Genomic DNA, 24,061 nt, shown 5'->3' with positions numbered 1-24,061 from the left:
GTCGCAGCCCATCGCCGCACCATGCCCATGACCGCCCGCTTCCAGTCCGTTGCCCCCACCGTTCGCCTGGCCGACCGGGTGGCCGACGCACTGGCCGCCGAGGTGCGCAGCGGCCGCCTGTCCGAAGGCGACCGCCTGCCCACCGAGACCGCATTGGCCGGGCAGTTCGGCGTGAGCCGCACCGTGGTGCGCGAGGCGGTCTCGCGGCTCAAGTCGCTGGGTCTGGTCGATTCGCGCCAGGGCAGCGGCGTGTACGTGCGTGCCGCCGGCATCGAGCCGCTGCGCTTCGAAATGCCGCACGTCGCCTCGCGCGAGGCGGTGATCCAGATGGTCGAACTGCGCCGCGCGCTCGAAGCCGAGGTGGCCGCGCTGGCCGCTGAGCGGCGTACCAAGGCCGACCTGCGCCGCATCCGCGAAGCCATCAAGGCGCTCAAGACGGCGGTGGCCGACGGCGGCAACGGGGCCGATGAAGACGTGCGCTTCCACACCGCGATCGCCGAGGCCGCGCGCAACCCGTTTCTGCTGGGCACGCTGCAATACCTGCGGCAGTTCCTGCATGGCGCGACCCGCGTCACGCGCGCCAACGAGGCACGCCGCGCCGACTTCGCCGCCCAGGTGGCGCAGGAGCATGCGCTGATCGTCGACGCCATCGACGCGGGCGATCCGGTGCGTGCCCGCGAGGCCGCCAAGTCGCACATGGACAACGCGATCCGCCGCATCGAGCAGGCCGACCCGGCGTTCTGGCAGCAGGAGGGCGCGCAGCTCGCGCGGCCGCTGGTCGAAGGCTGGCCCGCGCGCCACTAGGGGCCCCGCGCGGTCCGGGTACGGGTTAGATCGGAGCGGTTCGAATCGTGGAAATTTGTATGATGACCTTACAAATCACGGCGCAAGCCATGCAGGCCCGCGCCGGACACCGTTCAAGGCAAAACCCTCCATGACCTCTTCATCCGCTCCAACCGTCGGTCTCGTGGGCCTCGGTGCCATGGGCGCCGGCATGGCGCAATCGCTGCGCCGCGCGGGCCATGCGCCGCATGTGTTCGACGTGCGCCCCGGCGCCGCCGAGGCCTTCGCGCGCGACGGCGGCACCGCCTGCGATTCGCTGGCCGCGCTCGGCGCGCAGTGCGACATCGTGATCAGCGTGGTCGTCAACGCCGCGCAGACCGAGTCGGTGCTGTTCGGCGACGGCAGCACGCCCGGCTGCGCCGCGTCGATGAAGCCCGGCAGCCTGTTCGTGATGTGCTCCACCGTCGATCCGAACTGGTCGGTGGCGCTCGAGGCGCGGCTCGCGAAGCTGGGCGTCCTGTACCTCGACGCGCCGATTTCCGGCGGCGCCGCCAAGGCCGCGAGCGGCCAGATGACGATGATGACAGCCGGCACCCCCGCCGCCTACGCCAGGGCCGGCGCGGTGCTCGACGCCATGGCCGCCAAGGTCTACCGCCTGGGCGACAGCGCGGGCGCGGGCAGCAAGGTGAAGGTCATCAACCAGCTGCTGGCCGGCGTGCACATCGCCGCCGCCGCCGAGGCGATGGCGCTGGGCCTGCGCGAAGGCGTGGACCCGGCCGCGCTGTATGAAGTCATCACGCACAGCGCGGGCAACAGCTGGATGTTCGAGAACCGCATGGCCCACGTGCTCGCGGGCGACTACACGCCGCTGTCGGCGGTCGACATCTTCGTGAAGGACCTGGGGCTGGTGCTCGACGTGGCACGCGCCAGCAAGTTTCCGCTGCCGCTGTCGTCCACCGCGCACCAGATGTTCATGCAGGCCTCGACCGCGGGCTACGCGCGCGAGGACGACAGCGCCGTGATCAAGATCTTCCCCGGCATCGAAGTGCCGGCGCCGAAAAAACAAGCCTGAAAAGAAAGCACAGAGAGAGAGACATCACATGAACATCCTCATCACCGGCGGCTGCGGCTTTCTCGGCGCCCGCCTCGCCCGCACGCTGCTCGCCGGCGGCAATCTCGCGCTGGCCGGCGGCGCCGCGCAGCCCGTCTCGCGCATCACGCTGGCCGACCGCGTGCCGCCGCCCGCCGACCTGGCCGCCGATGCCCGCGTGCAGTTCGTGCAGGGCGACCTGCTGGAGCAACTGGCGAGCGGCGCGCTGCCCATTGCCGACACGCAGCTCGTGTTCCACCTGGCCGCCGCCGTCAGCGGCGAGTGCGAGGCCGACTTCGACCTCGGCATGCGCAGCAACCTCGACGCCACCCGCGGCCTGCTCGAAGCCGCGCGCCGCGCCGGCCATGCGCCGGTGTTCGTGTTCTCCAGCTCGGTCGCGGTGTTCGGCGATTCGCCCGAGCAGCGCCTGCCGGCCGTGATCGAAGACACCACGCTGCCGACGCCGCAGAACAGCTACGGCATCCAGAAGTTCATCGGCGAGCAGCTGGTGGCCGACTTCACGCGCAAGGGCTTCGTGCAGGGCCGCAACGTGCGGCTCATGACGGTGTCGGTGCGCCCGGGCAAGCCCAACGGCGCGGCCTCCAGCTTCCTGAGCGGCATGCTGCGCGAGCCGCTGGCCGGCGAGCGCGCGCGCTGCCCCGTGTCGCCCGAGACGCCGGTCGCGCTGGCCTCGCCCGGCAACACCGTCGCGGGCATCGTCCGCGCGGCCACGGCCGGCGCCGCCGAGTGGGGCGCGCGCACGGCCATCAACCTGCCGGCGCTCACGACCACCGTGCGCGAGATGGCGCAGGCGCTCGAACGCATCGCGGGCAAGGACGCCACCGCCTTGATCGACTGGGCGCCCGATGCCGCCGTCGCGAAGATCGTCACCAGCTGGCCCAGCCGCATCCACGCCGCGCGCGCCGAGGCGCTGGGCCTGAAGGCCGACGCGAGCTTCGACGCCATCCTGCGCGACTACGTGCGCGAGAACGTGCAGGCCGTGAAGCTGCCAATCGCCAAGGACTGAACACCATGGCAAAGCTCGTGCTCGGCTGCATCGCCGACGATTTCACCGGTGCCACCGACCTCGCCAACAACCTCGTGCGCGCCGGCATGCGCGTGGTGCAGGCCATCGGCGTGCCCGAAGACCCTCTTGACGCGGATGTCGATGCCGTCGTGGTCGCGCTCAAGTCACGCACCATCGCGCCGGCAGAAGCCATCGCGCAGTCGCTCGAGGCATTGCGTTGGCTGCAGTCGCAAGGCGCGCGGCAGATCTACTTCAAGTACTGCTCCACCTTCGACAGCACGCCGCAGGGCAACATCGGCCCCGTGACCGAGGCGCTGATGGATGCGCTGCAATGCGACTTCACCATCGCTACGCCCGCCTTTCCCGACAACAAGCGCACCGTGTTCAAGGGCTACCTGTTCGCGGGCGACGTGCTGCTCAACGAGAGCGGCATGCAGAACCACCCGCTCACGCCGATGACCGACCCGAACCTGGTGCGCGTGCTGCAGGCGCAGTGCAAGCGCAAGGTGGGGCTGATCGACTACGCCGTGGTGGCGCGCGGAGAAACGGCCATCGCCGAACGCATCGCGCAACTGAAGGCCGAGGGCGTCTCGATCGCCATCGTCGATGCGGTGTCGAACGACGACCTGCTGCGCATGGGCCCGGCGCTCGCGAAGATGCCGCTCGTCACCGCCGGCTCGGGCGTGGCCATCGGCCTGCCGGCCAACTTCGGACTCGCGCCTTCTTCGCAGGCGAGTGCATTGCCCGAAGCCGGTGGCAAGACAGCGGTGGTTTCGGGCAGCTGCTCGCTCGCCACCAACCGGCAGGTGCAGGACTTCATCCAGCGCGGCGGCGCGGCGATAGCCGTCGATCCATTGCGCATTGCGCAGGGCGTCGACGTCGCGGCAGAAGCGCTGGCGTGGGCTGCGCCGTTGATCGACAAGGGCCCGGTGCTCGTCTACTCCACAGCGGAGGCCGGCGCAGTGAAGTCGGTGCAAGGCAGGCTCGGCGTCGAGGAAGCCGGCGCGATGGTCGAGCGCACCATCGCCGCCATCGCGCGTGGCCTGGTCGAGCGCGGCGTGCGCCAGTTGGTGGTGGCCGGCGGCGAAACCTCCGGCGCATGCGTGCAGGCGCTGGGCATCGCGCAGATGCAGATCGGCCCGCAGATCGACCCCGGCGTGCCGTGGTGCCACGCGCGCTCGGAAGCCGCGCCCGAGACCGGCCTGCACATCGCGCTGAAGTCCGGCAACTTCGGCAGCGACGATTTCTTCACCAAGGCATTTACAGTGCTCGCATGACCGAGAACGAAGCCCGCGAGGAAATCTGCCGCGTCGGCCGCAGCCTGTTCGAGCGCGGCTACGTGCATGCCACGGCCGGCAACATCAGCGTGCGGCTGGATGACGGCTTTCTCATCACGCCGACCGATGCCTGCCTCGGCTTCCTCGACCCGGCACGCCTTGCAAGGCTCGACGCGCAAGGACAGCAGACAAGCGGCGACCGCGCCAGCAAGACCATCGCGCTACACACGCGCATCTACGCCGCCGCGCGCAGGTTCGATGCAAGCACCGCCTGCGTCATCCACACGCACGGCACCCACTGCGTCGCGCTCACATTGACCGGAACGGACGACGAACTGCTGCCCGCGCTCACGCCCTACTTCGTGATGAAGGTCGGCCACGTGCCCGTCATTCCGTACCACCGCCCCGGCGCGCCCGAAGCGGCAGAGCAGGTGGCCCAGGCCATCGAGCGCCTCGGAACGGCGGGCACGCCGATACGCGCGGTGATGCTCTCGCGCCTGGGCCCCAACGTCTGGCACGACACCCCGGCCGCCGCCATGTCCGTGCTCGAAGAACTCGAGGAAACCGCCCGGCTCCGGATGCTCACGCAGGCCGCAAGGCCCGAGCCTCTGGATGCCGCACAGATCGATGAACTGCGCCGCGTCTTCGGCGCGCGCTGGTAGTAAAAACACCCCATGCCCCAATTCGCCGCCAACCTCTCGATGCTCTATCCGGAGCTCGACTTCCTCGACCGCTTCGATGCCGCCGCGAAAGACGGCTTCCAGGGCGTCGAATACCTCTTTCCCTATGCGTTCCCGCAGAACGAGATCGTCGCCCGCCTGCAGGCCAACGGCCTGAAGCAGGTGCTGTTCAACGGCCCGCCCGGCGACTGGGACGGCGGCGACCGCGGCCTGGCCTGCCTGCCGGGGCGCGACGCCGAGTTCCGCGAAGGCATCCTGAAGGCCGTCGACTACGCCGTGGCGCTCGACTGCCCGCGCATCCACGTCATGGCCGGCCTCGTGCCCGAAGGCCTGCAGCGCGACGCGGTGCAGGAGGTGTACCTCGACAACCTGCGCTGGGCCGCCGCCGAAGCCGCCAAGGCCGGGCGCGACGTACTGATCGAGCCGATCAACACGCGCGACATTCCGCGTTTCTTCCTCAACCGGCAAGACCATGCGCACGAGATCGTCGAGGCCGTCGGCGCGCCCAATCTCAAGGTGCAGATGGACCTGTACCACTGCCAGATCGTCGAAGGCGACGTGGCGATGAAGATCCGCAAGTACCTGCCAACCGGCCGCGTCGGCCATCTGCAGATCGCGGGCGTGCCCGAGCGGCACGAGCCCGACATCGGCGAGCAGAACTACCCCTACCTGTTCGACGTGATCGACGAGGTGTCTGCACAGTGCGGCTGGCAAGGCTGGATCGGCTGCGAGTACCGGCCCGCCCGCGGCGCCGAGCCCGGCGGCACGTCGGCCGGCCTGGGCTGGCTGCGTGCCTGGCAGCAGCGCGCATGAAGCTCGAAGCGTTGCGCATTCCGGCGCCGCTGCGCGCCTTCGACGCCGGCGGCGCGCAGGTGTTCGACATCGCGCTGACCGGCGGCAAGGTCGAATCGATCGCCCCGAGCGCCGATCAACAGCACGCGCGCGGCACGCTGCTGAGCGCACTGGTAGAGGCCCACGCGCACATCGACAAGAACTACACCGTGCAGGACGTCGGCGCCGCGCAGGGCAACCTGTTCGCGGCCATCGACCGCATGAACAGGCACCGCGACAGCTGGACCGGCGAGTCGCTGCGCCTGCGCATGGAGCGCGCGCTGCACGACGCATGGCAGTGCGGCACCCGCGCGCTGCGCACGCACCTCGACTGGGTGCAGGCCGAGCCGCCGGCCGCGCTGTCGGTGTTCGAGGCCTTGCGCGAGGAATGGCGCGGCCGCGTCGAGCTGCAGTTCGTCTCGCTCACGCCGCTCGACCTGTTCGCCGACCTCGCGGCCGGCGAGCGCATCGCGCGCGAGGTGAAGCGCGCGGGCGGCGTGCTCGGCGCCTTCGTTTATCGCAACGAGGGCATCGTGCACAAGCTGGGGCGCGTGTTCGACCTGGCGCAGCAGCACGGGCTGGCGCTCGACTTCCATGTGGACGAAGGCCTGGACATCGAGGCCACGGGCCTGCGCAGCATCGCGCAGCTGGTGCGTGCGCGCGACTTCAAGGGCCGCGTGGTCTGTGGTCACGCTTGCTCGCTGTCGGCACAGGACGATGCGGTCGCCAACGAAACGCTCGCGATGTGCGCGGGCGCCGGCCTTCACCTGGTCGCACTGCCCACCACCAACCTCTACCTGCAGGGCGCCTGGGACCGCACGCCGGTGAGCCGCGGCATCACGCGCATCCGCGAGGCGGCGGCACGGGGCTTGCGTGCGAGCCTGGCGACCGACAACGTGCAGGACGCCTTCTATCCCTACGGCAGCTACGACCTGCTGGAGACCTTCGGCCTCGGCGTGCAGGTGGCGCACCTGGCGCCCGCGGCCGACTGGCTGGACACCGTCACCGTGAACCCCGCGAAGGCGCTGGGGCTCGCGTGGGACGGCCGCATCGCCCCGGGCTGCCCGGCGGACCTGCTCGTATTGGCGGCCACCGACGAACACGAACTCATCGGCCCGCGCGGACGGCAACGCACCGTCATCCGCGGCGGCCGGGTACTGGAGAAAACACAATGAGCATGGGCAAGCCAATGGCCAACTACGCCGCCGCCAAGCGCGTCGGCGATTTCGTCTTCATGAGCGGCGTGGTGGCGGTCGATCCGGCCACGCGCCGCGCCGTCGCCGGCTACGACGCGATTCCCGAAGCCGCGCGCACCGCGCTGCAGGGCGTGGGCTACGCCACGGGCCAGATGTCGGTCGACGTGTTCGAGGCGCCCATCGTCGCGCAGAGCTGGTTCGTGCTGGAGCGCATCCGCCAGATCGCCGCCGAGCACGGCGGCACCATGGAAGACGTGGTGAAGCTGGTGCAGTACTTCCGCCACCTGCCGCACTACGCCTTCTACAACCGCGTGCGCGGCCTGTTCTATCCGGGCGAGCCGCCGGTGAGCACGGTGGTGGAGGTGTCGCGCTTCCTGCCGGGCGACGAGGTGCTGGTCGAGGTGGAGGCCACGATGTACCTCCCCTCGAAGCGCTCTACCTGACCCCCGCGCCCTTGAGCAGGAACTCGGTCACCTGCTCGATCAGGTAGCGCCGGTCTTTCTCGTCGCCTTGCTGGGCCGCGTCGCGGTAGTACGCGGCCTGCGTGGCGTGGTCGGCGTAGAACTGAGTCACGGCCCAGATGTGGAACAGCACCAGCATCGGGTCGGACTTGTCCATCAGGCCCTGGTTCATCCAGTTCTGGATTACGGCGGCGGCCTGGTCGGTGCGGGCCTTGCTCGTGGTCATCATGTCGTTGATGACAGGCGCGCCGCGCATCATCTCGGCCGTGAAGATCCGCGAGCGCAGCGGATGGTCGAACGAGAACACCATCTTGCGGCGGATCAGGTCGCCCAGCACCTTGCGCGGGCCGAAGGCCTCGTCGCTGAAGCCGAACACCACGATCCAGTCGGTCAGGATGTCCTGCAGCACCTGCCGGTACAGCGCTTCCTTGCTCTCGATGTAGTAGTGCAGCTGCGCCTTCGACAGCCCCGCCTTGTCGGCGATGGCCTGGGTCGATGCGCCGGCCAGCCCCTCGCTGGCGAACACCTCGATGGCGGCCTGGTTGATGAGGCCGAGCACCTGCGTGTACTTGCGCGAGCGCCCGCGCGTGGCGGGTGCCTCGCCGTCGCCTTCCTCGGCTGCACTGGCAGCCGGAACGGTGGTGGAAGCCCGCGCGTTCACAGCTGAAGCACCAGCTCCGTGCCCTTGGCGCGGGAGCAGCACAGCGCCACCTTGTGGCGCCGCTCGCTGCCGGTCAGGCAGAAGTCGCGGTGCTCCGCGCCTTCGCCCTCGCCCTCTACCACGCAGGTGCCGCACAGGCCCTGCTGGCACGACACGGGAATGTCGATGCCGACTTCATGCAGCGCGTCGACCGCGGTCTGGTCGGCCGCCACCGGTACGCTGATGCCGCGCCGCGCGAGCCTGAGCGTGAAGGGCAGGCCGGTGGTGGTGTTGGCATCGGTCGGCGCGGCGAAGTACTCGGCGTGCAGCGCGTCGTCGGGCCAATCCGTCTTTGCGGCCGCGTCGCGCACTACCTGCATGAAGCCGCCCGGCCCGCACACGTACAGGTGCGTGCTCGGCGCGCGCTCGGCCAGCAGCGCGCGCAGGTCGATGCGCTGCGAGGCGTCGCCTTGGTCCAGGTGCAGCCGCAGGTGCGGCGCCAGCGCGGGCGCGTGCAGCGCATCGGCGAAGGCCAGGTGCTCCTCGCTGCGCGCGAACACGCACAGCGTGAAGGAGGCGCCGCGCGCGGCCAGCGCCTGCGCCATCGCCAGCAGCGGCGTCATGCCGATGCCGCCGGCCAGCAGCAGGTGGTGCGCGGCTTCCTCGCGCAGCGGGAAGGTGTTGCGCGGCGCGCTGATCGGCAGCAGGTCGCCTTCGCGCACGCGCTCGTGCATCGAGGCCGAGCCGCCGCGGCTGCCGGCCTCGCGCTTCACGCCGATCACGTAGCCGCCGGCTTCGCCCGAGGGCGCGCGCGCCAGCGAGTACTGGCGCGAGAAGCCGCCGGGCATGTGCACGTCGATGTGCGCGCCGGCCTCGTAGGACGGCAGCGGCCGGCCCCACGGATGGGCCAGCTCGAAGGACAGGATTTCCGGCGTCTGCCGCGAGATGCGTTCGACGCGGACGGTGAGCGTGCGTTCGAGACTCATGGTGTGCGTGCTCCCTCTTTGCTTCCTGTTTGAATGTCTATCTACTCAGATGGTCTTCAGCGTGCGTGACACGCGTTCGATGAAATGGCTGCGGTCGCTCGCGGTCACGGCATTCATGTCGTGCAACTGCAGCCAGGTCACCTTGCAGCGCCATGCGAACAGCGCCCGCAGCGCGCGCGTGAAGAGCCGCCGGCCCGGGTCGCCGATGGCCATCACGAACCAGCGCGGCGAGCCGCCGGTGGTCACCACCGTCAGCCGCCGGATGTGCCGCATGCCCGACTTCGCGAGCTGCCCCTTGCGCTCCGCCGGCAGGAAGGCCACGCCCGGCAGCCACACCCGCTCCAGCCAGCCCTTGAGCATGGACGGCGGTCCATGGAACCAGGTGGGGTAGACGAACACCAGGTGCTCGGCCCACAGCAGCGCCTCGACGTGGGGTTTCACGCGTTCGCGGATCAGTTCGGGGTTGTCGAGGTAGGCGATGCGCTCTTCGCATGTCAGCGTGGGCTCGAAGCCTTCTGCGTACAGGTCGATGGCCTTGACGGGGTGTCTGGGCTCGAGCGCCTCGAGGGCGGTGCGGTAGAGCGCGTGGTTGAAGCTGTCAGGGTTCGGATGGCAATGGACGACCAGGGTTTTCATGGGAGGGCCGGTTCGCCTGTCGGCGAGACGGGGTCAGAGCCCAAGGAACAAAAGGCCGCGCAGTGCCTTATGGCAACCCAGGCGCCGGCATCTGACCCCGGCGCAAGCCCCGCGCGACCCACGGGAAAAAAACGGTGTGCTTACTTGCCGGTGAGTTTCTTGCGCACGTCGACGCCCACGCCCTTGTTCACGAACTGCGTGGTCACGACCTTCGACAGGTCGACCTCGCCGGCCTTGTACAGCCCGGCCTTGACCATCTTGTCGTAGAAGTCCTTCACGCGGGCCTCGTCCATCGCGCCGATGCCCTTGGTGAGCGATTCGCCGCTGTCGACGATGCCCATCTTCTTCATCAGCTCGATGGAGCCCTGCAGCGTGGCGATGGGCGAGTCGGGGTTGGTCTTGGCGATCAGCTCGTTGGCGGCCTTGTTGTCGCCGTAGAGGTAGTTGTTCCAGCCGATGATCGAGGCCTCGATGAACTTGCGCACCGTCTCGGGCTTGTTCTTGATGAGGTCGGCGCGCGTCTCGATGGTGGTCGCGTAGGTCGAGAAGCCGTTATCGGCCAGCAGCTGCACCACCGGGTCGAAGCCGGCCTGCGCCTTGATCGACAGCGGCTCCGAAATGGCATAGCCCTGCTGGATGGATTTCTTGTCGGCCAGGAACGGGCCCACGTTGAAGGTGTAGGGCTTGAGCTGCGAGTCCTTGAAACCGTGCTCGGACTTCATCCACTGCCAGAAGCTGAACTGGCCGTCCTTGCCGATGAAGGCCACCGGCGCCTTGGTCATGTCCTTGAAGGTGTCGAAACCCTGGCCCGGGTGGGCGAACATGGCCTGCGGGTCTTTCTGGAAGAAGGCCGCGACCACCACCGTGGGCACGCCGTTCTTCACGTTGTCGAAGGACTGCAGCAGGTTGCCGGTCATGAGGAAGTCGACCTTGCCGGCCGGCAGCATGGGCCGGTTGTTGACCATCGGGCCGCCCTGCTGGATATCGACGTCGAGGCCGTACTTCTTGTAGGTGCCGTCCACCAGCGCCTGGTAGAAGCCGCCGTGGCCCGCCTGTGCCTTCCAGTTGGTGGCGAACACCACTTTTTCCTGTGCCTGCGCGGCGAAGGCGGCGCCCGCGAGGGCGAGACCGAATGCGAGCGGTCGGAGATTGAAGGCGGGGATGCGCATGGGGGCGGACTCCTGTGGATGTTTTGGAAAGTACGGAACGGGATGCGGAGACTAAATCGTTTCGGCGTCTTTTTTCGGCGCCGTCTCAGCGTTCGATGGCCATGTCGGGATGCCAGCCGCGCGTCTTGCCCGGGTTCATCAATCCCATCGGGTCGCTGCGCTTCTTGAACTCGATCTGCTGCGTGTCGATGGTCTTCATGCCGCCGTCCTCGATGGTCACCACGTGCGGGTTGAAGATCTTGCAGCCGCCCTGCGACTCGATCTCGCGGATCAGCTCGTACTGGTGGGCCTCGCCCTTCCAGCGCACGAGCAGGATGCCGAAGGTGCCGCACTCGCCGTTGGCGCGCGCGAAGTCCTGGTGCTGCAGCACGTCGTCCCCGAAGATTTCGAGATGCCGCTCGACCACCGCGGGGTCGAAGGGCTGGGCATAGGCCACCTGCAGGTAGGTCCAGCCGCGGTCGGCCTTCAGCGCCTGCAGCGTCGTGTGGTTGAACGCGCATTCGTAGGCCGGCGGCAGGCCGTCGGCGATCAGCTCGGCTTCGGTGCCGGCCACCGAGATGGTGCCGCCGTGCGCTTCGGCGAGCGCGCGGAAGTCCGCCATCGAATCGGGCGAGACCATGGTGAACACCGCGTGCCGGTCGGCCGGAAAACGGTCGCGCATGGCCGTGTAGTAGGGCGAGAAGCGCGCTTCCACCGTGGACAGCAGGAAGATGTCGAGCGTGGGCGCCTGCGCCGCGATGCCGAAGTCGAGCGCGCCGCGGTAGGTGTCGAACAGCACCGTGCAGTGCACCCATTCGACGGCCGGGCTCAGCGCCACTTCCACGTCGAGGATCACGCCGTTGGTGCCGTAGGCGTGGTGCACCTGCTGGATCTCGTCGCCGTGCAGCTCGATGACGCGCGGCTCGCGCTCCACCGTCATCACGCGCGCGCGCAGCAGGTTGCCGGGGTCGCGCAGGATGCCGTGGCGGAACGAGCCGATGCCGCCGAAGCCGCCCGCGATGAAGCCGCCGATGCTGGCCACGTGCCAGGTCGAGGGCCACATGCGCAGCGCCTGCCCGGTCTCGCGGGCCGTGAGGTCGATGTCGTGCATGCGCGCGCCGGCCTCCACGCGCATGCTGCCCTGGCGGATGTCGAGCACGCGGCACATCTGCGTCACGTCGAGCACGACGCCGCCTTCGAGCGGCACGCACTGACCGTAGTTGCCGGTGCCGCCGGCGCGCACCGTGAGCGGCAGCTTCCACTTCGCGGCCACGGCCGCGGCCTGGCGCACGTCGTCTTCGGTGCTGACCTTGACCACCAGGTCGGCCACGCAGCCCGCGAGCTGCGCGCTGAGGATGGGGCTGTACCAGTAGAAATCTTTCGACAGCTGCTTGCGCTGCGCCGGCGCCGTGACGAGGTTGAGGCCGCGCAGGTCGGCGCGCACGGCATCCCAGTCGACGTTTGCAGGGGAAACATATTCGGAGTTCATCGACGCTCCGCCAAAGTGGACTCTTCGCAAGCGAACACCGCGGAACCGGCTTCGCCGGGCCGCAGGTGTTGTCCCCGGTAGGGGGTTGGCGAAGCGACACGAAGTGCGCGCAGCCTGGGGGCGAGCCAACTATCTTTCACGGCGCATCTCGCTTTCATGCCAGTGGCCCAGCACCAGGCGCGACAGGGCCGCGAACACGATGAAGATCACGATGCCCAGCAGGGACACCAGCAGCAGCGCCGCGAACATCATCGGGATCTCGGTGCGGAAGCTCGATTCGAGGATGCGCGATGCCAGGCCCGTTTCCTTGCCGGCCGTGCCGGCCGTGAATTCGGCCACCACCGCGCCGATCAGGCTCAGGCCGCCCGCGATCTTCAGGCCCGCCATGAAGTAGGGCAGCGCGCTGGGCGCGAGCAGGTAGCGGAAGGTCTGCCACGGCGAGGCCTTGTAGAGCTGGAACAGGTCGCGCAGGTTGCTGTCGGCGCTCTTCAGCCCGATGACGGTGTTCGACAGGATCGGGAAGAAGGCCACGATCCATGCGCACAGCAGCAGCGCCGCCGTGGTGCTCGACACGTAGATCAGGATCAGCGGCGCGATCGCGATGATCGGCGTCACCTGCAGGATCACCGCGATCGGGAACAGGCCGATCTCCACCCACTTGAAGAGCGCGAACGCGATCGCCAGCAGCACGCCGCCGACGATGGCCGCCGTGAGCGCGAGCAGCGTGAGCTTCACCGTGAACCACAGCGCGCTGGACAGCGAGTCCCAGTTGTCGAACAGCGTGCGAAGAATGAGCGATGGCGCGGGCAGGATGTAGTGCGGGATGTTGTTGGCGCGCACCGTCCATTCCCAGATCAGCAGCAGCGCGATGACGATGCCCGCGGGCACGACGATGCGCAGCAGCGACTCGCGCCGGCGCAGCCTGTCTTCGTGCGCGCGCAGCATGTCGGCGGTGGGCGTGGCCTCGGCGGCTTCGGTGGGCATGACGGATTCAATGGTCGATGTCGAGGCCATGCAGGGCTCCGTGCAGGGATTGCGAGACGGCGGTGCAGTGCGCGTTGTAGCGGCTCGAGGTGCGGAACTCCTCGCCGCGCGGGTACGGCTCGTCGATGCGGATTTCGTCGATCACCCGGCCCGGGCGCGCCGCCATCACCACGATGCGGTTCGACAGGTACACCGACTCGTACACGCTGTGCGTGACGAACACGATCGAGAAGCGGTGCTCGCGCCAGATCGCCAGCAGGTCGTTGTTGAGCTTGATGCGCGTCATCTCGTCGAGCGCGGCAAAGGGCTCGTCCATCAGCAGCAGGCGCGGGTGCGTGACCAGCGCGCGCGCGATCGACACGCGCATCTTCATGCCGCCCGACAGCTCGCGCGGATACACGTCGGCAAAGCGCGAGAGGCCCACCAGTTCCAGCACCTGCTGCACCACCGGCGCGGCGGCGTCGCGGCTGGTGCCGGCCAGCTTGAGCGGCAGCCAGACGTTGTCGAACACCTTGGCCCAGGGCATGAGCGTGGGCTCCTGGAACACGAAGCCCAGGTCGCGGTCGCTCTTGCTGTCCTTGGCCGAGCCGGTGTTGGCGCCCGACCAGCTCATCTCGCCCGAACTCAGGCGCGTGAGCCCCGCGATCAGGCGCAGCGCCGTGCTCTTGCCGCAGCCCGAGGGGCCGAGGAAGCTGATGAAGTCGTGCTCGCCGATGTCGAGCGACATGCCCTGCAGCGCGAGCGTGCCGTTGGCAAAGCGCTTGCCGACGTTGCGCAGGCTGACCAGGGGTGGGGTCCGGGTGCTGTCCATGGCGTGCGAGCCTAGCGCCAGGCCGGCACGTTGGCCAGGCGGGAAAGCGGGAAGCGGTCGACCTCGTGCAGCAGCTCGACGAAGCGGCGGCCCACGTGGTCGAGCACCGCGGCGCCCTTCTCGGCGGTGGCGCGCGTGGCGTCGCCGGCGGCGCCCGCGGGGTTGATGTCGTGCATCTGCCAGCCGAGCTTGCCGCTGGGGGTGATCGACAGGAACTTGTTTTCGGCGGCCAGCTGCTCCGTCATGGAGCCGAAGTTCTGGAACTGATCCTTGCGCACGTAGTCGGGCGTCAGGTGCAGCATCACCGAGCTTTCGAGGTCGCCGGCATGGATGCCGTGCTTGCCCTCGTGCGCGGTGAACAGGCCCTCGGGCAGGCCCAGCGTGTACCAGTTGGCGGCCACGACCATCATGTCGTGCTCCTCGCGCAGGTCGCGCGCCACGATGTCCATGACGCTCATCTGGCCGCCGTGGCTGTTGTAGAGCACCAGCTTGCGCACGCCGGCCTTGGCGACGCAGGCGCCGATGTCTTTCCACATCGCGATCAGCGTGGCCGCCGACACGGTGAGCGTGCCCGGGTAGCGCGAATGCTCGTTGCTCTTGCCGTAGGGCACCGTGGGCAGGAACAGCACCGGCAGGTCGTCGGGCAGGTGCGGCAGCGTGGCGCGCACCATGCCGTCGATGGTGGCCGTGTCGGTCGACATCGGCAGATGGGGACCGTGCTGTTCGGTGGCGCCGACCGGCAGCACGGCAATGAGCCGTTCGCGGTCGAGACGGGAGAACTCTTCGCTGGTCAGGTCGGACCAGAAGCGGCTGCGCAGGGGGACCGGATTCATCGTGGCAAACCTCATGGACGGCGGGTGGGACAGTCTAAATTATCCATGTGGTCAAAAAAGATGACCCAGTAATTACCCGCAATGGCGTGCAATTGCTTGTAAAGAGCCCGGCGGGCACCCCTCAAATCAGATTGACCGGTCAATCCAGGGAGGGCTACCAGCGCAGCCGCAACCCCAACTGGCCCTGCACGCCGGTCTGCTGGGTGTTGCCGATGGCGCTGATATAGGTCAGGCCGCCGTAAAGCGCCATCACCTTGTTCAGCTGCCCGACCAAGCCCACGCCGACTTCCAGCGCGCTCGCGTTGCGGCGGTTCACGACCTGGTCGGTGGGTCCGAAGAAGATCGCGTTGCTGCCGCTGAAGGTGTGCCACAGGTTGGCCTTGAGGTAGGGCTTCCAGGTGCCGCCGCCGGCGCTGAAGTTGCCCTCCAGCCGCGCGCCCAGCCGTCCCGTGACGGTGTTGTCGCGCTGGAAGCCCACGGCGGAGATGCCGTCGTCGAAGCTGTCGATGCTGCTGCGCTGCCAGATCAGTTGCGCCTGCGGCTGCAGCGTGACGCCGTCGCCCAGGGCCAGCGGGTAGCCGGCCTCGAGCGAGGCCGTCACCGCGTTGCCGTGCGACGTGCCGCCGCGGCCGAGCGTGGAGCGCGCGTCGGTGCTGAAGCGCGTGGCCATGAGCACGGCGTCGCTGTACCAGCCGGTGCTGGCCACGCGGGTCCAGTAGGCGCCCAGGCTGTAGCCCTCGATGCTCAGGCGCCCGGTGGCTGCGTTGGCCAGGCCGCCGGCCGAGCCGCTGGTGTCGCCGCTGGCGCGGGTGTAGCCGCCCAGCACGCCGACCCGGTTGCGCCCGCCCGCGGCGTCGGTGGCGATCAGGACATCGTGGCCGAGCTGCAGGCCGGAGATGCTGCCGTCGAACTGCGGATTTGCATCGCCGTTCAGGCGTTGCCGCGTGCTTTCGCCGAACACGCGGCCCCACGAGGCCTGCGAGCCTTCGTCGCCCGCAAGCAACTGCTGGTCGCCCTGCCGGTCGTGGAAGCTGCCCAGCTGCGCAAGTCCGAGACGGCGAACCACCAGCGGCATGCTGCTGTAGAGCGCGACTTCGGGGCGATACAGGTGGACGGGGTCCAGCGACGCCGCGCCACCCGGTACCTGCCCCATGATCTCGATGGCCTCCTCCGGAGTGCCCACCACTGTTCCGCCGACCGCATAGCCGCTGTTGCGCAGGTACCAGTTGTCGGGGTTGCCGCCCGCGACGCCGCCCCGGAACAGGTGGTAGTCGTAGGCACCGGCCTCGACCGGCTGCGTCAGCGAGAAGGCTTTGGCCGCAGTGGTGCCGCCGTTGACCGCCTGCACCACCAGGATGCCGTCGGCCAGCGTGGGCGCCCCCAGCCCGCCGCGGTTGACGACGCGCAGCCCGGTGCCGCCCGAGGCCGCACCGCCGTCGATCACCAGCTTGTCCGACGGCGCGTTGTCGCCGGCCAGCACCGTGTTGACCTGCACCAGCGCGCCGCTTCCGCCGAAGTAGTTGCCGCGCACCGTGAAGGCGCCGAAGTTGACGCCGTCATTGGGGCCAGGCAGCAAGGTGCCCTGGTTCGTCACGTTGCCCGCGAAGGTGCCGGTACCTGCGACCGTGGCGCCGGGCAGCACGGCGATGCTGGGGCTGGCTAGCGTCGCGGGCAGGTCGAAGCGGCCGGACTCGATGCGGATCGAGTTGGAGAAGCTCGCGTCGGTCTGCCACGACCACCGGGTGCCGCGCATCGTGAGATTCTGGAAATTGCGAAAGGCGTTGTCGATGGTGCCGCTGCCTTCGAGGAATGCATCGCTGCTTGCGTTGCCGCCGTCGGCCGCACCCCTGATGACCGAGCCGGTCTGCAGGATCAGCGTGCCGGTGCCGCCGCCGCCCATGAGGATCGCGCCGTCGTTGTTGCTGCCGCCGTGCCCTTCGATGAAGCCGGCATTGATCAGCGTGTCGTTGCCGTTCTGTCCTCGGTAGCCGTAGTCGCTGGCGCTGGAGAGCACGCCGCCGGCCCGGTTCTCGACCTGCGAGAAGAAGCTCGCGCTGAGCGTGTTCACATGCACCGCGCTCGCGAAGCCGTTGGTGGTCGAAGTGTTGGCGCCTGTCGCGCGGATGGTGCCGGTATTGACCAGCAGGTTGGCGACGAGGTTGCCGCCCTGCAGGTAGACGCCCTTGGCCGCGGTGCCGCTGACGTCGATGGTGCCGCTGTTGATGACGGTATTGCCCGGCCCCAGCGTGGAAATGCCGTGCGAGGCGCCGCCCGTGGTGGTGATGCTGCCGGTGTTCGTGAGCAGCGTGCGGGTGCTGCTCGTCAACGTCACCAGCATGCCCACCGTGCCTCCGCTCGTGGTGCGGATGGTGCCGTTGTTGGTCAGTGTGTTGTCGTTGCCGGTGGAGATCATCGCGCCGCGCGTACCACCCGAGCCGCCCGAGATGCTGATCGTGCCGTTGTTGGTGATGCTGCTGCCGTCGCGCACCAGCAGCGCCTGGGTGGCATTGGTGCTCAGCGTGGCACCGGCGTTCACCGTGATGCCGACGCCGGTGCTGCCCGGCTGGGCGGTCACGCTGGTCGAGCCGCCGGTGGTGCCGTCGCAGACCACCGTGTCACCGGTGGCGGGCGTAAGAGTGGGACCGCAGGCGGCGTGCGCGCCGCCGCCTGTGAGTGCGGCAAGGACCGCCGCGAGAGATGAAACAAGGGGAACCGGGATGTGGCGCGGAAATCGATGCGTTCGCTCGATATGCATGCGTGCTCCTCGTCTCTTGTACTGCCCTGGGGCCGGAGATGCCCGGCCATTTGGCACGATCCACCATCAAGAAACAATTCCGGGGCCCGCCACTGTTGCGGCAGCGAGACGCAGCAAGCCTCAGCGCCGCACCACGTACCGGGTGACCACCGGCGGCGATTCGCCCAGGTGGAAGGCCAGCCGCCGTTCGCGCAGCGCCATGTCGGAGGCCGTGGCGCGGTTGAAGCGGCGCAGGTGGTCGGTCCACGACTCGTCGACGATCTGCTCCACATAGCGCTCGGGCTGCGCGATGTCGTGCAGCAGCTCCCAGCCGATGGCGCCCTGGCTCAGGCGTGCGCGGCGGGTCTGCTGCATCACGAGGTGGAAGGCGGCGGCGCGCGCAGGGTCGATCAGGAACTCGACCGTGATCACCACGCGGCCGTCTTCCTGCGGCGCCTCGGCCGGCGGCCCGGCGGCCCAGCCGGCCTGGGCGGGGCGGGTGTCGTCCTCGCCGCTCACGTCGGTCACCCAGCGCAGGGCCGCGAGCATCAGCAGCGTGCCGCTCGCGGCGGCGATGACCAGGCTGATCTGCAGCGTGCCGATGGTCGCCACCTGCCCCCAGATCGCGGCGCCGATGGCGCTGGCGCCCATGATGGCCATCTGGTACATCGACATGCCGCGCGCCCGCACCCAGTCGGGCAGCGCCAGCTGCGCCGACACCGAGAGCGAGTTGGCCACCGTGATCCAGGCCATGCCGCCGAAGAACATCGCCGGCACCGCGACCCATGCATTGGGCGCGACCGCCATCACCGCCGTGGCGCCCGACTGCAGCAGCGTGCCGCGCAGCACCAGCTGGTCGCGTCCCAGCGCCTGGCGCAGCCGAGGCAGGAACAGCACCGCGATGATCGCGCCCGAGCCCATCGCCGCCAGCAGCAGGGTGAAGGTGCCGGCGCCGCCGCCCTCCAGGTTGCGCGCCAGCAGCGGCAGCAACGCCAGCAGGGCGGTGGAGTGGAAGAAGAAGATCGAGATGCGCGTGAGCACAGCGCGCATGCGCTGCGACTGCCGCACGAACTGCACGCCCACGCGCATCGCGCTCACCAGCTTCTCGCGGCCCAGCGGGTTGGGCGTGTGCTCGCGCCGCCAGCGCAGCACCACGAAGCCCGAGGCCACCGACAGCACCGCGTTGAGCGCGAACACCCACACGGTGCCCGCGCTCGCGATGAGCATGCCGGCCGTGAGCGGCCCGACGATGCGCGAGGCGTTCATGGCGATGCCGTTCAGACCCAGCGCCGCCGGCAGCTGCGGCCGGGGCACCAGCTCGGGCACGATGGCCGCGAACACCGGCCAGCGCAGCGCCAGGCCGATGCCGTTGGCAAAGGTCAGCGCCAGCAGCAGCGGGGCGGTCATGAGGTCGAGCGCCAGCGCGGCGCACAGCACGACGGCGGTGCCGGCCAGCCAGAACTGCGTGGCCACCAGCCAGCGCCGGCGATCGAGGATGTCGGCCAGCGCGCCGCTGGGCAGGCCCAGCAGGAACACCGGCAAGGTGGAGGCCGACTGCACCAGCGCCACCCAGATGGGCGAGGTGGTCAGCGAGGTCATCATCCACGCGGCGGCCACATCGTTCATCCACATGCAGATGTTGGCGATGAGCCAGGTGCTCCACAGCATGCGGAACACGGGGAGCTTGAGGGGCTCGAGGGCCGCGAGCTTCGAGGGCTGCGGCCGCTGGGGCGGGATAGGCGTTTCTTCGGGGGATATGGGTGGCATGTGCCGTTATTGTGGCGCGGCCCTTTTTCCTCTCGCGCCTTGTCAGCCCCGATCGCTGCGCGCGAGGCGGATTTCCAGGCGCCGCAGCAGCGTGGTCAGCACCAGCGTCATCACCCAGTAGATCACCGAGATCGCGAGGTACGGCTCCCAGTAGCGCGCATAGGCGCCGGCCACGGTGCGGGCGGCGTAGGCCAGCTCGGCCAGGCCGATGGCGGAGACCAGCGAGGTGTCTTTCAGCAGCGCGATGGCGTTGTTGCCCAGCGGCGGCAGCATGCGGCGGAAGGCCTGCGGCAGCACCACGTAGCGCATCACCTGCGCGGGCGAGAAACCGAGCGAGCGGCCGGCGTCGAACTGCCCGCGCGAGATCGACTGGATGCCGGCGCGGAACACCTCGGAGATGTAGGCCGCCGAGTTGAGCGTGAGGGCCACCACGCCCGAGATGAGCGCGCCGTGCTCCTGCTTGAGCGTGCGCGCCAGTTCGCCGTCGATCAGCAGGCCCGAGGTCGGGTGGATGAACACCGGCATCACCGCGAAGTGGATCAGCAGGATCTGCACGAACAGCGGCGTGCCGCGGAAGAAGCTCACGTACACCGTGGCCGGCCAGCGCAGGAAGAAGCGCGCGACCCAGGTCCAGGGCGCGTGGCGCGGCTGCGCCAGCCGCGCGAGCGCCAGGCACAGGCCCCAGCTGGAACCCAGCAGCACGCAGACCACCGTCATGCGCAGCGTCATCCATGCGCCCTGCCAGAACAGGTCCTTGTATTCGACCAGGATGTCCCAGCGGAACCATCCGAACAGCAGCACCGGTTGTTCCATGCTTACTTCCTCAAACTCTCTCGATCAATCAACGGAAAACGAAACGGCCGCTTGGGGGCGGCCGTGTTCAGGAAAATGCCGTGCGGCTCAGCGCACGTTCGGGTCCTTGTTGAACCACTTCTTGTAGATGGTCACGTAGCTGCCGTCGGCGCGGATGGCCGCGAGGCCGGCGGTGAGCTTGTCCAGCAGGGCCTTGTCGCCCTTCTTCACGACGATGCCGAAGCCTTCCTCGGGGAAGGATTTGTCGTCGATGGTCTTCAGGTCGGGGTTCTGCGCCACGCGGTAGGCAATGACGCCGTTGTCGCCCATGGCCGCGTCGACGCCGCCGCCGGCCAGCTCGGAAATGATGAGCGGCGTGCTCTCGAAGCGGCGGATGTCGGGGCTGGTCTTGCCGAATTCGCGCGAGGCGATGTCGTCGGCGGTGGAGGCGCTCACCACGGCGATCTTCTTGCCGGCCAGGTCCTTCAGCGAGGTGACCTTGCTGTTCTTCGGCAACGCGATCAGCTGGCGGGCCGCGAAGTAGGGCGGCGTGAAGTCGTAGCTCTGCTTGCGCTTGTCGTTGATGGTGACGCCCGAGATCACGAGGTCGACGTCGCCGTTGTTCAGCGCGCCGAAGATGCCGGTGAAGGGCGTGTTGACGATCTTGATCTTCAGGCCCTGCTGCTTGGCGATGGCGTTGATGATGTCGATGTCGAAGCCGACGATCTGCTTGTCCTTGTTCTCGAAGGCGAAGGGCGCGTAGGTGGCGCTGGAAGCCACCGTGAGTTCGCGGTTCTGGGCCTGGGCACCGAGCGCGAAGGTGGCGGCGGTGGCAACGAGGCCGAGTGAAATGACGCGCCGGATGCGGTTCATGAGGTCTCCCGGGGAGTGGATTGTGGCTTTGGAGGCCGGGGATTCTATGCCTGCAAGACTGGTGCCCGACCGGGGTCGGACGGCGCCCGGAGAGTTGCTGCAGCGCATCAAAAATGAATTTTCCCTGTGCATTTGTTCTCGCGCCGCGCCGCCAATTCAGCCTTCCGGAATCATTTAGTTCTCATATGTAGCAATATCTGACCATTTGAAACACGCGCCGGAAGCAGTTATGTCACTCGTCCTGGGGGTCATGGGGATCCCGAAAGTGGAAGTCGAGCTCCTGAGGATCATCGTCCGCCTGAGCTCCAACCTGCGCACCCCGTGGACCGTGAGCGAGTCGGGCAATTGCGACGTCCTGCTGGTGGACAGCACGGCGGCAGTCGACGCCTGGCACGCGCCTTCCGCCCCTTTTGTCGTCGTGCCCGTGGTTCAGCGCGGCGAAGTGCATGCCGGCGGCCGGTCGCTGGCGCGGCCGATCTTCGCGGAAGAACTGGTCGACCTGCTGAATGAAGTGACGCCCGGCGTCCGCAACGGCAAGGTGGCCGCCGCAGCCGTCGTGCGCTCGGCGCGCGACCGCGCCTCGCTGATCCGCTGGCCCGCGCAGGTCACGATGCAGCGCAACCCCGTGTACCTGCGGCTGGCCGCAGCGCTCTCCAAGAGCGCGCAGTCGGCCGAAAGCCTGAGCGCGCTCAGCCGCGTGGACGTCGACGAATGCTCGACCTTCATGGGCCTGCTCGAGCAGGAAGGCGTGCTGGCCTGGTCGCCCGACGCCGCCGCCCGCGACGCCCTCACGGCCGAAGGCGCCGCACGCGAGCGGACCGGGCTGCTCTCGCGCATCCGCCGGCGCCTCGGGCTGGCCTGAGCGCCGCGTGGTCCATTTTTCTTTCTTCATCCATCCGTTCGCGCGTCCAGGGGAAATCGCTTGAGGGAATACAAACTCGTCTTCACGGGGCCGATGGGCGTCGGCAAGACCACCGCCATCGCCGCCATCAGCGAGCGGGCACCCATTTCCACCGACGTCGCTAACGCCGACGCCTCGGTGGCCAAGGCCACCACCACCGTGGGCCTGGACTTCGGGGAGCTCACGCTGGACAACGGCGACCGGCTGCGCCTGTACGGCACGCCGGGGCAGAGCCGCTTCGACTTCATGTGGAAGATCCTGGTCCGCGACGCGCTGGGCCTGGCCATCCTGCTGGACAACTCGCGCCCCGCGCCGCTGGAAGACCTGGCCACCTACCTCGACGGCTTTGCCGACGCGCTGCAGGACATGCCCTGCGCGCTGGGCATCAGCCGCAGCGAGTCCCATCCGTCGCCGTCGCTGGACGACTACGCACGCGCACTCCACGCCCGCGGGCTGGTGATGCCGGTGCTGGCCGTCGACCTGCGAAAAGGCAGCGACGTCATTTCACTGATCGAGACGCTCCTGATGCAGATCGAAGTCTCAGACACCGGAGCCACCCTTTGAACATCAGCCGTCTTCTCAAGCTCAAGGCCGCCTCCGAGGCGCAGCGCATCCTGGAGGACATCGCGGGCGTGACCACCGTGGTCATCGCCACGCCCGACGGCTTCGAGATCGCCAGCGCCAGCCTGCGCGATGTCGATCCGTCGCGCATCGCGGCCATGGCCAGCTCCATTTCCGCCATGGGCGCTGTCGTGTCGCAGGAAGCGCGGCTGGGCCGCTGCAAGTGCACGACCGTGGCCACCGACGACGGCTTCGCCCTGTTCAGCCCGGTGCGCAACGGCGAGACCGAACTGGTGGTGAACGTGATCGCCGGCGCCAGCGCGGTGCTTGCGCAGGTCATGTACCGCACCGCCGCCTGCGTGAAGCTGCTCGAGGCGCACCAGCCCGAAGAAGCGCAGCAGGCGTCCTAGCGCCCCGCCTTCCACCCACCGAATCAGCGAGCGGGGACGAGTTTGCATGCGGCGTCCCCGCTCTTTTCATACGCATGAACGACAGGAAACACTCGAAATGGCAACGATCCAGCAAAGCATTGACAACCTCCTGACCGCCGACGGCGCCATGTGCGCCGCCGTGGTCGATTCGTCCAGCGGCATGATGCTGGGCGCCGCCGGCACCGGCGTCGACCTGGAAGTGGCCGCCGCCGGCAACACCGAGGTCGTGCGCGCCAAGCTCAAGACCATGCGCTCGCTGGGCCTGAACGACGTGATCGAGGACATCCTGATCACCCTGGGCAAGCAATACCACCTGCTGCGCCCGCTGGCGCAGAAGGAAGGCGTGTTCATCTACTACGTGCTCGACAAGGCCAAGTCGAACCTGGCGCTGGCGCGCCGCAAGCTGCAGGAAGTCGAGAAGGAAATCACCTTCTGATCTGCTGAAAGACGGTGCGGGGGAACGTCCCCGCCCGCTTCCGCCTTAAAGCCGGCTTCGCGATGAGCCGGCTTTTTTCGTTCCCGCCCGCTTTCCGCCGATCAGCGCGCCAGGTGCCCCAGCGGCAGTGCGCTGCTGGCCTTCACCTCGCCCAGCGAGAAGCTGGTGTGCAGGTCTTTCACGTTCGGCAGATTCATCAGGTGCTGGCGCGCGAAGGCCGAGAAGCTGTCCAGGTCCTGCGCCACCACCTGCAGCTCGAAGGTGCCCGTGCCGCTGATGTAGTGGCAGGCCACCACGTCGGGCAGCTTGCGGATGGCGTCTTCCAGCTTGCGCGTGGCTTCGTGCGTCACGCGCTCGGTGTCCACGCGCACGAAGGCCAGCACGCCCAGGCCGATCTTGTGGCGGTCGATCTCGGCGTGGTAGCCCTTGATGAAGCCGGCTTCCTCCAGCGCGCGCACCCGGCGCCAGCAGGGCGCAGCAGAGAGGCCCACGCGCTGCGCCAGCTCGGCGTTGGTGAGGCGGCCGTCGGCCTGCAGTTCTTGCAGGATTGCAAGGTCGAACTTGTCAATGCTTTCCATGGAGGCGAATCTTAAGCAAGATTCTTTCTGGAACAGGGTTTTTCAGGGCAAAGAACGCAAACACCTATCGCAGACCCCGACATACACTTTGCACGATCATGGGCTCGTGCCCTACC

General features: G+C 68.4%; 25 protein-coding genes. 12 read left to right on the top strand and 13 right to left on the bottom strand.

The window, feature by feature from the left end; genetic code table 11:
• The first annotated feature begins 27 nt into the window (after positions 1–27).
• Genes L3V85_RS32500 through L3V85_RS32465 form a run of 8 tightly spaced genes read left to right on the top strand, consistent with a single transcriptional unit; the run spans position 28 to position 7,327 of the window.
• Positions 28–804: a FadR/GntR family transcriptional regulator gene (locus L3V85_RS32500; RefSeq protein ID WP_237680697.1), complete on the top strand. Its 777-nt coding sequence runs from the start codon at positions 28–30 to the stop codon at positions 802–804.
• A gap of 55 nt (positions 805–859) precedes the next feature.
• Positions 860–1,855 (top strand): L-threonate dehydrogenase, encoded by a 996-nt coding sequence (gene ltnD, locus L3V85_RS32495; RefSeq protein WP_423838523.1) that lies wholly within the window; start codon positions 860–862, stop codon positions 1,853–1,855.
• 28 nt (positions 1,856–1,883) lie between these two features.
• Entirely contained in the window at positions 1,884–2,900 is a 1,017-nt protein-coding gene (gene denD, locus L3V85_RS32490; protein WP_237676694.1) for a D-erythronate dehydrogenase, read from the top strand.
• Positions 2,901–2,905: 5 nt separating this feature from the next.
• On the top strand, positions 2,906–4,177 hold the full coding sequence (gene otnK, locus L3V85_RS32485; RefSeq protein ID WP_237676693.1) for a 3-oxo-tetronate kinase: 1,272 nt from the start codon (positions 2,906–2,908) through the stop codon (positions 4,175–4,177).
• On the top strand, positions 4,174–4,839 hold the full coding sequence (locus L3V85_RS32480; RefSeq protein ID WP_237676692.1) for an aldolase: 666 nt from the start codon (positions 4,174–4,176) through the stop codon (positions 4,837–4,839). Before otnK ends, L3V85_RS32480 begins: the two co-directional genes overlap by 4 nt.
• Positions 4,840–4,851: 12 nt before the next feature.
• Positions 4,852–5,670 carry a 2-oxo-tetronate isomerase gene (gene otnI, locus L3V85_RS32475; protein ID WP_237676691.1) on the top strand — a complete coding sequence of 273 codons (819 nt, stop codon included), beginning with the start codon at positions 4,852–4,854 and terminating at the stop codon, positions 5,668–5,670.
• Complete coding sequence (locus tag L3V85_RS32470; RefSeq protein WP_237676690.1) at positions 5,667–6,863, top strand: amidohydrolase family protein; 1,197 nt, start codon at positions 5,667–5,669, stop codon at positions 6,861–6,863. The genes otnI and L3V85_RS32470 overlap by 4 nt, the downstream gene beginning before the upstream one ends.
• Positions 6,860–7,327: a RidA family protein gene (locus L3V85_RS32465; RefSeq protein WP_237676689.1), complete on the top strand. Its 468-nt coding sequence runs from the start codon at positions 6,860–6,862 to the stop codon at positions 7,325–7,327. The genes L3V85_RS32470 and L3V85_RS32465 overlap by 4 nt, the downstream gene beginning before the upstream one ends.
• Here the strand turns inward: L3V85_RS32465 and L3V85_RS32460 are convergent.
• The 12 genes from L3V85_RS32460 to L3V85_RS32405 form a co-directional block, all read right to left on the bottom strand.
• Positions 7,320–8,006, bottom strand: a complete 687-nt coding sequence (locus L3V85_RS32460) for a TetR family transcriptional regulator C-terminal domain-containing protein (protein WP_237676688.1) — start codon at positions 8,004–8,006, stop codon at positions 7,320–7,322. The two genes, L3V85_RS32465 and L3V85_RS32460, sit on opposite strands and share 8 nt — an antisense overlap.
• Positions 8,003–8,971: a PDR/VanB family oxidoreductase gene (locus L3V85_RS32455; protein ID WP_237676687.1), complete on the bottom strand. Its 969-nt coding sequence runs from the start codon at positions 8,969–8,971 to the stop codon at positions 8,003–8,005. Before L3V85_RS32455 ends, L3V85_RS32460 begins: the two co-directional genes overlap by 4 nt.
• A 45-nt stretch (positions 8,972–9,016) precedes the next feature.
• Positions 9,017–9,607 carry an NAD(P)H-dependent oxidoreductase gene (locus L3V85_RS32450; protein ID WP_237676686.1) on the bottom strand — a complete coding sequence of 197 codons (591 nt, stop codon included), beginning with the start codon at positions 9,605–9,607 and terminating at the stop codon, positions 9,017–9,019.
• A 140-nt stretch (positions 9,608–9,747) separates the two neighbouring features.
• Entirely contained in the window at positions 9,748–10,776 is a 1,029-nt protein-coding gene (locus L3V85_RS32445; protein ID WP_237676685.1) for an ABC transporter substrate-binding protein, read from the bottom strand.
• 85 nt (positions 10,777–10,861) lie between these two features.
• Entirely contained in the window at positions 10,862–12,244 is a 1,383-nt protein-coding gene (locus tag L3V85_RS32440) for an FAD-binding oxidoreductase (RefSeq protein WP_237676684.1), read from the bottom strand.
• A 129-nt stretch (positions 12,245–12,373) separates the two neighbouring features.
• Positions 12,374–13,258: an ABC transporter permease gene (locus L3V85_RS32435; RefSeq protein ID WP_237676683.1), complete on the bottom strand. Its 885-nt coding sequence runs from the start codon at positions 13,256–13,258 to the stop codon at positions 12,374–12,376.
• Complete coding sequence (locus tag L3V85_RS32430) at positions 13,236–14,039, bottom strand: ABC transporter ATP-binding protein (RefSeq protein ID WP_237676682.1); 804 nt, start codon at positions 14,037–14,039, stop codon at positions 13,236–13,238. Before L3V85_RS32430 ends, L3V85_RS32435 begins: the two co-directional genes overlap by 23 nt.
• 11 nt (positions 14,040–14,050) lie before the next feature.
• Positions 14,051–14,872, bottom strand: coding sequence for a creatininase family protein (locus L3V85_RS32425; protein WP_237676681.1), 822 nt, complete (start codon positions 14,870–14,872; stop codon positions 14,051–14,053).
• 154 nt (positions 14,873–15,026) lie between these two features.
• Entirely contained in the window at positions 15,027–17,627 is a 2,601-nt protein-coding gene (locus L3V85_RS32420) for an autotransporter outer membrane beta-barrel domain-containing protein (RefSeq protein ID WP_237676680.1), read from the bottom strand.
• A gap of 120 nt (positions 17,628–17,747) precedes the next feature.
• Positions 17,748–19,373, bottom strand: coding sequence for an MFS transporter (locus L3V85_RS32415; RefSeq protein ID WP_237676679.1), 1,626 nt, complete (start codon positions 19,371–19,373; stop codon positions 17,748–17,750).
• A 42-nt stretch (positions 19,374–19,415) separates the two neighbouring features.
• On the bottom strand, positions 19,416–20,186 hold the full coding sequence (locus L3V85_RS32410; RefSeq protein WP_237676678.1) for an amino acid ABC transporter permease: 771 nt from the start codon (positions 20,184–20,186) through the stop codon (positions 19,416–19,418).
• Positions 20,187–20,273: 87 nt separating this feature from the next.
• Entirely contained in the window at positions 20,274–21,038 is a 765-nt protein-coding gene (locus L3V85_RS32405; RefSeq protein WP_237676677.1) for a basic amino acid ABC transporter substrate-binding protein, read from the bottom strand.
• Between the two features lie 265 nt (positions 21,039–21,303).
• Between L3V85_RS32405 and L3V85_RS32400 the strand changes: the two genes are divergently transcribed.
• From L3V85_RS32400 to L3V85_RS32385, 4 genes are all read left to right on the top strand, one after another.
• Positions 21,304–21,900, top strand: a complete 597-nt coding sequence (locus tag L3V85_RS32400) for a hypothetical protein (protein ID WP_237676676.1) — start codon at positions 21,304–21,306, stop codon at positions 21,898–21,900.
• Positions 21,901–21,960: 60 nt separating this feature from the next.
• Positions 21,961–22,503 (top strand): GTP-binding protein, encoded by a 543-nt coding sequence (locus L3V85_RS32395; RefSeq protein WP_237676675.1) that lies wholly within the window; start codon positions 21,961–21,963, stop codon positions 22,501–22,503.
• On the top strand, positions 22,500–22,910 hold the full coding sequence (locus tag L3V85_RS32390) for a roadblock/LC7 domain-containing protein (protein ID WP_237676674.1): 411 nt from the start codon (positions 22,500–22,502) through the stop codon (positions 22,908–22,910). The genes L3V85_RS32395 and L3V85_RS32390 overlap by 4 nt, the downstream gene beginning before the upstream one ends.
• 97 nt (positions 22,911–23,007) lie before the next feature.
• Complete coding sequence (locus L3V85_RS32385) at positions 23,008–23,367, top strand: hypothetical protein (protein ID WP_237676673.1); 360 nt, start codon at positions 23,008–23,010, stop codon at positions 23,365–23,367.
• Between the two features lie 101 nt (positions 23,368–23,468).
• Here L3V85_RS32385 and L3V85_RS32380 read toward each other — a convergent pair whose 3' ends face one another.
• Positions 23,469–23,945, bottom strand: coding sequence for an Lrp/AsnC family transcriptional regulator (locus L3V85_RS32380; RefSeq protein WP_108138560.1), 477 nt, complete (start codon positions 23,943–23,945; stop codon positions 23,469–23,471).
• Positions 23,946–24,061 lie beyond the last annotated feature (116 nt).

It is taken from the genome of Variovorax paradoxus, assembly GCF_022009635.1.
Taxonomy (GTDB): domain Bacteria; phylum Pseudomonadota; class Gammaproteobacteria; order Burkholderiales; family Burkholderiaceae_C; genus Variovorax.
The sequence above is the reverse complement of the archived record's forward strand: the minus strand, read 5'-3'. Positions and strand labels throughout refer to the sequence as shown.